Source organism: Streptomyces sp. NPDC005070 (assembly GCF_053600395.1).
On sequence record NZ_JBSFZS010000187.1, the window covers coordinates 1 to 9,986 of the forward strand.

General features: G+C 73.4%; 1 protein-coding gene. It reads right to left on the reverse strand.

Annotated elements, in window-relative coordinates; translation table 11 throughout:
- Window positions 1–9,986 (reverse strand): amino acid adenylation domain-containing protein (locus ACWEBX_RS34700; RefSeq protein WP_451888736.1); only part of this gene is annotated, 9,986 nt, incomplete at both ends.

The following is a 9,986-nucleotide window of genomic DNA, read 5'->3' on the forward strand; positions in this document are numbered from 1 at the left end:
CAGCTTCCCGTTCGGCGTCAGCGGCAGCTTGTCCAGCAGGACGAACGCCGAGGGCACCAGATAGTCCGGCAGGCGGTCACGCAGATACGCCGTCAACTCCACGGCCGTCGCCCCGGTCCCGGCCGTGGCCACCACGTACGCGACGATCCGGGTCTCGCCCGGCCGGTCCACCCGCGCCAGCACCGCGACCTGGGCCACGCCCGGGTGCGCGGCCAGTTCGGCCTCGATCTCGCCGAGTTCGACCCGGAAGCCCCGGACCTTCACCTGGTGGTCCGTCCTGCCCCCGAACTCCAGCTCGCCGTCGGCGCGCCAGCGGACCAGGTCACCGGTGCGGTACATCAACGTGCCGACCGGACCGTACGGGTCGGCGACGAACCGCGTGGCGGTGAGGCCGGGCCGGTTCAGGTAGCCGCGGGCGAGTCCCGCTCCGGCGAGGTACAACTCGCCCGGCACACCGGGGGCGACCGGTCGCAGGGCCGAATCCAGCACGTACACGCGGCAGTTGGCGATCGGCCGGCCGATCGGCACCGGCAGCGGGCAGTCGGCGGGGTCGGACGGCAGCGGGTAGGCGGTGATCACATGGGTCTCGGCGGGGCCGTAGTGGTTGTGCAGCGCCAGGCCCGGCCGTCGGGCCTGGAAGCGGCGTACCGTACCGCCCAGCCGCATCGCCTCGCCGGCCTGCGCGATCAGCCGCAGCTGCGGCAGTTCGAGCCCGGCCTCCTCGGCGGCCTCGGCCAGCGCCTCGACCACCAGGTTGGGCGCGAACAGCTCCTCGACCCCGTGCCGGTCCAGCCAGCGGGCGAACAGCTCGGCGCTGCGGCGCTGTTCCTCGACGGGCACCACGAGGGTCTTGCCGTACAGCAGGGCGGAGAGCATCTCCTGCACCGAGACGTCGAAGCTGATCGCGGTGAACTGCGCGGTGCGCGTGCCGGGTTCGCCACCGACGGCCCCGTGGTGCCACGCCAGCAGGTTCAGCAGCCCGCCGGCGGGCATCACCACGGCCTTGGGCCGGCCGGTGGAGCCCGAGGTGTAGATGACGTAGGCCGGGTGCCGCGGATCCACGGCGACGGCCGGATCGTGCTCCGGCCGCTCCTCGGCCGGTGTGACGGCCGCGAGATCGTCGAGCACCACGGCCGGGCGCGCGTCCTGGAGCATGTACGTGATGCGGGCGGCCGGGTAGTCCGGGTCGACCGGCAGGTACGCCGCACCCGTCTTGAGGACCGCGAGGACGGCGACCACCAGCTCGGCGGAGCGCGGCAGGCGCAGGGCGACGACCTGCTCGGGTCCCACCCCGCGCGCGATCAGCGCGTGCGCCAGGCGGTTGGCCCTGCGGTTCAGCTCGTGGTAGGTCAGCGCGGTGTCCTCGAACACGACCGCCGTGGCCTCGGGGGTCGCCCGGACCCGGTCCTCGAACAGGGACGGCAGCGTGGTGACGGGGGCCGGGCACGCGGTGTCGTTGCGTACGACCAGCAGTTCGTGCCGCTCCTCGGCGGCGAGGACGTCGATCCGGCTCAGCGGCTGCTCCGGCTCGGCGACCACCGACGTCAGCAGGCGCAGCCATCGGTCGACCAGCGCCTGAACCGTGTCGCGGTCGAACAGGTCGGTGCTGTACTCGACCCGCCCGACGATGCCCTCGGCCGGACCGCTGGTGCCGCCGCGCTCCAGCAGGTGGAAGGAGAGGTCGAACATCGCCGTGGGCGTGCGCACCAGTACGATCTCGGCGCTCAGGCCGGGCAGGGCGAACTCGGTGCGGGGCACGTTCTGCAGCGCGAGCAGCACCTGGAACAGGGGCTGGCGGGCGAGCGAACGGGTCGGGTTGAGAGCCTCGACGAGGTGCTCGAACGGCAGGTCCTGGTGCGCGTACGCGGCCAGCGCGTTCTCCTGGACCCGGCCCAGCAGTTCGGCGAAGGTCGGGTCGCCCGAGGTGTCGGTCCGCAGCACCAGGGTGTTGACGAAGAACCCGACGAGGTCGTCCAGGGCCTGGTCGGTCCGGCCGGCGATCAGGCCCCCGACCGGGATGTCCGTTCCCGCGCCGAGTTTGTCCAGCAGCGCCGCCAGCGCGGCCTGCAGCACCATGTAGGCGCTGGCCCCGTGTTCCCGGCCCAGGCGAATCAGCCCGGCGTGCAGTTCGGCGTCCACTTCGACCGCGAGGTGGCCGCCGGAATGGGAGGGAACGGAGGGGCGGTGGCGGTCGGCGGGAAGCCGGATCTGCTCCGGCAGGCCGGCCAACTGCCGGGTCCAGTAGGCCGTCTGGCGGGCGAACAGGCTGTCCTCGTCGGCCGGGTCGCCGAGCAACTCCCGTTGCCAGAGGGTGTAGTCGGCGTACTGGACGGGCAGCGGCGCCCACTGCGGCTCCTCGCCACGGCAGCGCGCCGTGTACGCGGTGGCCAGGTCGGCCGACAACGGGCCCAGCGACCAGCCGTCACCGGCGATGTGGTGGACCACCACCAGCAGCACGTGCTCGTCCGGTGCCGCTGCGAACAGCTCGGCACGCAGCGGTGGTTCGCCGGCGAGGTCGAATCCGCGCGCGGCGGCCGCGGCCAGCAGCTCGGGCAGGTCCGTCGCGTCGCCCGGGGTGGCGGTCCGCAGCTTCGGCCGTACCGTCCCGGGGGCCAGCACCTGCTGGTACGGCACGCCGTCCGCCGTCGGGAAGACCGTGCGCAGGCTCTCGTGCCGGTCGACGACGTCGGCGAGCGACTTCTCCAGGGCCTCCCGGTCCAACGGTCCGGTCAGCCGCCAGGCCAGCGGCATGTTGTAGACCGGTCCGGCACCCTCCAACTGGTGCAGGAACCACAGCCGCCGCTGCGCGGACGACAGCGGTACCCTCTCCCGGTCTTGACGGCCGGGAGCTGTCCCCACGGGCCGTTCCGTCCGCTCCAGGGCGGGCCTGGCCCGGTCGGAGCCCCCCAGAGCGGCGGCCAGCCCGGCCACCGTCGGGGTCCGGAACAGGGTGTGCAGCGCCAGCTCGACGCCCAGGGCCGCCCGGACCCGGGCCACCAGCCGCGTGGCCAGCAGGGAGTGTCCGCCCAGGTCGAAGAAGCTGTCGTCGACGCCGACCCGCGTCAGGCCCAGTACCTCGGCGAACAGCCCGGCCAGCACCTGCTCCTGCGGAGTGTGCGGCGCCCTGCCGACCCGCGATCCGGTGAACTCGGGCTCGGGCAGGGCCCGCCGGTCGAGCTTGCCGTTGGTGGTCAACGGCAGGGCGTCGAGGGTGACGAACGCGGCGGGCACCATGTAGTCCGGCAGCCATTCGCTCAGGTGGGTGCGCAGTTCCTCCGGCCGGAGCTCGGCACCGTCGGCGGGCACCAGGTAGGCGACCAGGCGGGTTTCCCCGGCCCGGTCCTTCCGGGCGATCACCGCGACCTGACCGACCTGCGGGTGTCCGGCCAGCGCCGTCTCGATCTCGCCGAGTTCGATCCGGAAGCCGCGCACCTTGACCTGGTCGTCCGCGCGGCCGAGATATTCCAACTGCCCGTCGGTACTCCGGCGCACCAGGTCCCCGGTGCGGTACATGAGCTCACCCGCCGCGCCGAACGGGCAGGCCACGAACCGTCCGGCGGAGAGCCCGGGCCGGTTCAGGTAGCCGCGGGCGAGGCCCGGACCGGCGACGTACAGTTCGCCGGTCACGCCAGGCGGCACCAGGCCCAGCCGCTGGTCCAGTACGTACGCCCGGAACCCGGCGACGGCACGGCCGATCGGCGGCACGCCCGCACCCGGCGACAGCGGCTCGCTCATCGTCGCGATGACCGTCGTCTCGGTCGGACCGTACGCGTTGATCATCCGGCGCCCCGGCGCCCAGCGCGTCACCAGCTCCGCCGGGCACGCCTCGCCCGCGACCGCCAGCGTCGGCACGGTCACCGCGTCCGGCGACAGCGCCGCCAGCACGGACGGAGGCACCGTCGCATGGGTGAGGGCGAGGCTCGGGTCGGTCAGCGCGGAGACCGGCTCGGCCGCGGGTGCCGGCACCAGGGTGGCACCGGTGAGCAGCGCGCCGCACAGATCCCACAGCGAGACGTCGAAGCTGGGCGAGGAGAACTGGAGCACCCGGTCGCCCGCGGTGATGCCGAGCCGCTCGACCTGCTCGGCCACCATGCGCCGCAGACCCGCGTGGCTCACCACCACGCCCTTGGGACGTCCGGTCGAGCCGGACGTGTAGATCACGTACGCCGAGTTCCGGGCGTCCACCGCGACGGCGGGATCGGTGTCCGGCCGTCCGGACACGTCGGCCACCGTCGCCGGGTCGTCGACCACCACGGCCGGCCGTGCGTCCTCCAGCATGAAGGCGATCCGCGACTGCGGATACGCCGGGTCCACCGGCAGATAGGCGGCTCCCGTCTTCAGGACGCCCAGGACGGCCACCACGAACTCCACCGACCGGGGCAGTGCGACCGCCACGATCTGCTCCGGACCCACACCCCGCGAGATCAGCGCATGCGCGAACCGGTTCGCCCACACATTGAGTTGACGGTACGTCAGCTCTACGTCCCCGAAGGCCAGAGCGACGCCCTCGGGTGTCGCCGCCACCTGCGCCGCGAACATCTCCGGCAGGCTCGTGGCGACCGCCCCGTCCTCGACGGCCGGCAGCAGCTCGCGGCGCTCCTCGACGGACAGTAGATCGACGTGTCCGAGCCGTCGCTGCGGGTCGGACACGGCCGCCCTCAGGAGCCGCACCCAGCGCGCGATCATGGTGTCGACGGTGGCCGGATCGTACAGATCGCCCGCGAACTGGACGAACGCGTCGATCCCGTCCGGCGAACCGTCTTCGGCGTGCCGCTCGGACAGCGAGAAGACCAGGTCGAACTTGGACGCATCCGTGGTCGGTTCCACCTCGCCGACCCGCAGCCCCGGCGGGGCGAAGTCGGCCCGGGGCGCGTTCTGCAGCACCAGCATGACCTGGAACAGCGGGTGATGCGCCAACGACCGCACCGGGTTGAGGGCTTCGACCAGGTACTCGAACGGCAGGTCCTGGTTGGCGTACGCGGCCAGCGCGTTCTCCCGGACCCGGCCCAGCAGTTCGGCGAACGTCGGATCGCCCGAGGTGTCCGTACGGAACACCAGGGTGTTGACGAAGTAGCCGACCAGCTCGTCCAGAGCCTGGTCGGTCCGGCCGGCGACCGGACTGCCGACCGGGATGTCGTCGCCCGCGCCGAGCTTGCTCAGCAGCGCCGCCAGCCCGGCCTGAAGAACCATGAACATACTGGTCCCGTGCACGCGGGCGAACTCACGCAGACCACGGTGCAGTTCCGCGTCCAGCCCGGCGCGCACGAAGCCGCCCCGGTGCGAGGCGACCGCCGGGCGGGGCCGGTCACCGGGCAGCCGGAGCTGCTCCGGCAGATCGGCCAACTGCTCGGTCCAGTAGGCCGCCTGGCGGGCGAGCAGGCTGTCCCGGTCCGTGGCGTCGCCGAGCAGCTCGTGCTGCCACAGGGTGTAGTCGGCGTACTGGACCGGAAGTTGGGCCCACCGCGGCTCCTCGCCGCGGCAGCGCGCCGTACAGGCGGCGGTCAGGTCCCGCGCGAGCCGGCCCAGCGACCAGCCGTCACCCGCGATGTGGTGGAGCACCACCTGGAGCACGTGCTCGTCCGGTGCGAGCTCGAAGAGCCCCACACGCAGCGGCAGATCGGCCGCCAGGTCGAACGGCCGGGCCTTCGCGGCCGCCAGCACGTCCGGCAGCCCGGCCTCGGTGGTCCGGCTCACGTCCAGCCGCGAGCGAGCCGCCACGATGTCCAGCACCTGCTGGTACGGCACGCCGTCCACCACCGGGAAGACGGTGCGCAGGGTCTCGTGCCGGACCACCACGTCCGCCAGGGCGGCCTCCAGGGCCCGTCGGTCCAGGTTCCCGGACAGCCGCCACGCCAGGGAGATGTGGTAGTTCTCGCCGGCCCCCTCCAGCTGGTGCAGGAACCAGAGCCGTCGCTGCGCGAACGACAGCGGGATCCGCTCGGGCCGCGGGCGCGGCAGCAGTGCCGACTGCGCCGGGCGGGCACCCGCCAGCGCGCAGGCCACGCCGGCCGGGGTCGGGGTCTCGAACAGGGTGCGCAGCTCCAGCTCCACTCCCAGGGTCGCGCGGACCCGGGCTGCCAGCCGGGTGGCCAGCAGGGAGTGTCCGCCCAGGTCGAAGAAGCTGTCCTCGACGCCGGCCCCGGCCACCCCGAGTACCTCGGCGAACAGCTCGCACAGGATCTGCTCCTGGGGCGTACGCGGCGCGCGGCCGGTGTTCGCCGGAGCGAGGTCGGGCGCGGGCAGCGCACGCCGGTCCAGCTTGCCGTTGGCGGTCAGCGGCAGGCTCTCCAGGGTGACGAACGCGGCCGGCACCATGTACTCCGGAAGCCGCTCCCGCAGGTGCCCGCGCAGCTCGGCCGGGCGCGGGGCGGCATCCGGGGCGGGCACCAGGTACGCGACCAGCCGGGTGTCGTCGGTCCGGTCGTGCCGCGCCAGGACGGCGACCTGGGCGACGCCGGGGTGCGTGGCGAGTGCCGCCTCGATCTCGCCGAGTTCGATCCGGAAGCCGCGGACCTTCACCTGGTCGTCGGCCCGGCCCACGAACCGCAGGCTGTCTTCCCCGGCTTCCGGCCGGGGGGACCCCGAGGCGCACCGGCGCACGACGTCGCCGCTGCGGTACATGCGCGTACCGGCCGGCCCGAACGGGTCGGCCACGAAGCGTCCGGCGGTCAGACCGGGCCGGTTCAGGTAACCCCGCGCCAGCCCGGCGCCCGCGACGTACAGCTCGCCGGGCACTCCCGGGGGCACCGGCCGCAGGTGGGCGTCCAGCACGTACGTCCGCAGATCGGGGACGGCCGCGCCGATCTCACCCGCGGCGGTGCCGGACCGGTCCAGCGCGGCGTAGGTCACGTGCACCGTGGTCTCGGTGATGCCGTACATGTTGACCAGCCGCGGCGCGTCGTCCGGGTGCCGCTCGTACCAGCTCGCCAGCCGGGCGTGCTCCAGCGCCTCGCCGCCGAACACCACGGTGCGCAGGGCGAGCGAACGGCCGCTCCCGGGTGCCTCCTCGTCCGCCCGCATCAGCTGGTAGAAGGCGGACGGTGTCTGGTTGAGCACCGTCACCCGCTCCTGGGCGAGGAGTTCCAGGAACCGGTGGGGCGAGCGGCTGGTCTCGTGGTCCACGACCACCAGACGCCCGCCGTGCAGCAGCGGGCCCCACAGCTCCCACACCGAGAAGTCGAAGGCGTAGGAGTGGAAGAGGGTCCAGACGTCGTCGGCACAGAAGCCGAACAGCTCCCGGGTGGTGTCGAACAGCCGCACCACGTTCCGGTGCGGGACCACGACGCCCTTGGGGTCGCCGGTGGACCCGGAGGTGTAGATGACGTAGGCGGGGTGGGCCGGATCGAGGGGGACCTCCGGGTCGGTGTCCGGCAGTCCGTCCAGGTCGACGGCGTCCAGCAGCAGCCGTTCCACCGGGTCCGCCCCCGGCAGTTCACCGGTCCGGCTCGTCGTCACGAGCAGCGACGGCCGGGCGTCCCGAAGCAGGTGGGCGATCCGGGCGGCGGGGTACCGCGGGTCCACCGGAACATAGGCGGCTCCCGCCTTGAGGACCGCGAGGACCGCCACCACCAGCTCGGCCGAGCGCGGCAGGGCCAGCGCCACCAACCGCTCCGGCCCCACGCCCCGGGCGATCAGGGCGTGCGCGAGCCGGTTGGCCCGGGCGTTCAACTCGCCGTACGTCAGGGTGACTTCGCCGCTCGTCACGGCGACCGCCGCCGGGTCCGCCCGTACCTGCCGCTCGAAGAGCGCGGTGAGGCCGCTCTGCGGAAGTTCCTCGCTGCGGCCGTCGACGGCCGGCAGCAGCGCGCGGAGCTCGTCGGCGGACAGCACGTCCACCCGGCCGATCCGCCGGCCGGGGTCGGCCACCACGGCACGCAGCAGCCGCAGCCACCGGTCGACGATGTCCCCCACGGTGGCCGCGTCGAACAGGTCGGTGCTGTACTCCACCAGTCCCGACAGCCCCTGCGCGCCTGGCTGTTCGGTCAGCATGAAGGTCAGGTCGCACTTGGCCGTCCCGGTGTGGACCAGGTCGCTCGCCACGCGCAGGCGCGGCAGGTCGAACGTGCCGAGCGGCGCGTTCTGCAACGCGAGCATGGTCTGGAACAGGGGATGGTGGGCCAGCGACCGGGTCGGGTTCAATGCCTCCACGAGGTGCTCGAACGGCACGTCCTGATGCGCGTACGCGGCCAGCGCGTCGGCGCGCACCCGGCCCAGCAGTTCGGTGAACGACGGGTCGCCGGAGAGGTCGGTACGCAGCACCAGGGTGTTGACGAAGAAGCCGACCAGGTCGTCCACGGCCTCGTCGGTGCGTCCGGCGATCGGCGTGCCCACGGGAACGTCGGTGCCCGCGCCGAGCTTGCCCAGCAGGGCGGCCAGCCCGGCCTGGAGCACCATGAAGAGGCTGGCCCCGCCGTCACGGGCGAGCGCGCGCAGGCCCTGGTGCAGTTCGGCGTCGATCCGTACGGGCAGGTGGGCGCCCCGGTGGGACATCACCGTCGGCCTGGGACGGTCGAACGGCAGCTCGATCTGTTCCGGCAGGTCCGCCAACTGCTCCTGCCAGTAGACCAGTTGACCGCTCAGCAGGCTGTCCGGGTCAGAGCTCTCGCCGAGCAGCTCCCGCTGCCAGAGGGCGTAGTCGGCGTACTGGACGGGCAGCGGGGACCACTCCGGCTTCGCCCCTTCGCAGCGGGCCGCGTAGGCGGTGGTCAGGTCGCGTGAGAGCGGGCCCATCGACCAGCCGTCACCGGCGATGTGATGCACCACCACCAGCAGCACGTGCTCGTCGGCCGCCGGCCGGAACAGTTCGGCGTGCAGCGGCGGCTCCTCGGAGAGCTCGAAGCCGTACCGGGCCGCCTCCGCCAGCCGGTCCGGCAGGTCGCGTTCACCGACCTCGGTCAGCCGCAGCCGCGGCCGTGCCTCGTCGAGGTCCAGCACCCGCTGGCACGGCACGCCGTCGACCACCGGAAAGACGGTGCGCAGGCTCTCGTGGCGCTCGACCACGTCCGCCAGAGCGGCTTCCAGGGCCCGCTGGTCGAGGTCGCCGGACAGCCGCAGCGCCAGCGGGATGTTGTACGTGGCGCCCGGGCCCTCCATGCGGTGCAGGAACCACAGCCGGCGCTGCGCGAAGGACAACGGGATCGTCTCGGGCCGCTCGCGCCGTCCCGGCGTCGGCCGTGCCCGGTCCGCTCCGTCCACCGCCGCCGCCAGTCCCGCCACCGTCGGCGCGTCGAACAGGTCGCTCAGCCTCAGCTCCACGCCCAGCGCCGTCCGTGCCCTGGCCACCAGCCGGGTGGCCAGCAGCGAATGCCCGCCGAGGTCGAAGAAGCTGTCCCCGGGCCCGGCCTCGGCCACCCCGAGCACCTCGGCGAACAGTCCGGCCAGCACGTGTTCGGTCGCGGTGCGCGGAGCGCGGCCCGGGGCAGCCGCCGCCTGCCCGGGGGCCGGAAGGGCCCGCCGGTCGAGCTTCCGGTTCGGTGTCAGCGGCAGCGCGTCCAGCATCACGAACGCGGTCGGCACCATGTACTCCGGCAGGTGCTCGCGCAGGTGCTCGCGCAGCGCGGGCACGGTCACCGTGGCACCGGCTACCGGCACGACGTAGGCGACCAGCCGGGTGCCCGCCTCGGTACGTACCAGCGCGGCGGCCTGCGTGATCTGCGGGTGCTCGACGAGCACGGCCTCGATCTCGCCGAGTTCGATCCGAAAGCCCCGGACCTTGACCTGGTCGTCGGTACGGCCGAGGAACTCCAGGTTCCCGTCCGGGTCCCACCGCACCAGGTCGCCGGTGCGGTACATCCGAGAGCCGGCCGGCCCGAACGGGTCGGCCACGAAGCGCCCGGCGGTCAGGCCCGGCCGGTTCAGGTAGCCCCGGGCCAGGGCCGCGCCGGCGATGTACAGCTCACCTGGCACACCCGTGGGCATCGGCTGCAACGAGGCGTCCAGTACGTGCAGCCGGGTGTTGGCGACCGGTCGACCGATGACCGGGCGGG